Genomic DNA, 1,106 nt, shown 5'->3' on the forward strand with positions numbered 1-1,106 from the left:
GCAGGTTTCGGTCATGCCCCTCACCTCCAGCATGGGCAGGCCCAGGGCCGTCGACCACAGCATGATCCGCGCCGCCGAGATCCGCCCGCGCAACACCTTCACGGTCAGGAAATAGCCCGCGTACCAGAGCGCCGTCACCGCCGCGAAGACGTCGCCCAGCCGCGGGTTCGACCCCTGCCGCCCGTCGGCCCCCGCCGACATCGTCCAGGCCCCGAACAGGGCCAGGGCCAGGGCGGCGAGGAACAGGCCGCGCGGCCGCTCGCGGAACATCAGCCAGGCTGTGGCGGTGACGATCACCGGCGTCAGATTGGTCAGGGTGGTGGCGTTGGCCACCGAGGTGAAGGCGATCGAATAGTGCCAGAAGGCCAGGTCGAGGGTGAAGAACAGGGCCGCCAGCCCCATCAGCGGCGACGGCCGCCCGGGCCCGCGCCCCGCCGCCGTCTGTCCGGGCCGCCAGACCAGCAATAGCAGCCACGGCAGGGCGAAGGCGAACCGCCACATCCCCGCCGCCGCCGGGCCGGTGTCGGCCAGCCGCACGAGGATGGGGGCGAGGCCGAGCACCGCCGCCGCGGCGAGCAGAACCATCAGGGCGGCGGCGCGGGGGGTGGGCATGGCCCGCTGTAGCGCCGCGCGGGAGGGGGTGGAAGCACGGGTTTTCCTTCTCCCCTTGAGGGTGGAGGGCGACGCCCGACGGTGGCCGAGCGGAGCGAGATCGGATGAGGGGTGAGACACCCATGCGTCCGGGGGATCGCGTCTGCCCCTGGTGGTGTGCGTGCGGAAGCAGCCCCCTCATCCGGCCCTCCGGGCCACCTTCTCCCGCAAGGAAAGAAGGGCGATAAGCACGAATGCCCCGCAACCTGATCATCCTCACCGGCGCCGGCATCTCCGCCGAGTCCGGCGTCCCCACCTTCCGCGCCGACGACGGCCTGTGGCTGGGGCATCGGCTCGAGGATGTGGCGACGCCACAGGCCTTCGCCCGCGACCCGGCCCTGGTGCAGGACTTCTACAACCGGCGTCGCCGTCAGCTGCGGACCGTCCATCCCAACGCCGCCCACCACGCCCTCGCCGGGCTCGCCGCCCGTTGGGCCGGAGACTTCCTGCTGGTC

The 1,106-nt window shown here is 72.4% G+C and carries 2 protein-coding genes; one reads left to right on the plus strand and one right to left on the minus strand.

All coding sequences use genetic code 11. The features are described 5' to 3' along the window. The coding region (locus Q8S40_RS12260; protein WP_305670626.1) for a DMT family transporter at window positions 1-612 on the minus strand (612 nt) is incomplete at its 3' end. Between the two features lie 233 nt (window positions 613-845). Between Q8S40_RS12260 and Q8S40_RS12265 the strand changes: the two genes are divergently transcribed. Continuing rightward, a partial coding sequence (locus Q8S40_RS12265) for a Sir2 family NAD-dependent protein deacetylase (RefSeq protein WP_305670627.1) occupies window positions 846-1,106 on the plus strand: 261 nt, incomplete at its 3' end.

This window comes from Falsiroseomonas sp., assembly GCF_030695085.1.
Taxonomy (GTDB): Bacteria; Pseudomonadota; Alphaproteobacteria; order Acetobacterales; family Acetobacteraceae; genus Falsiroseomonas.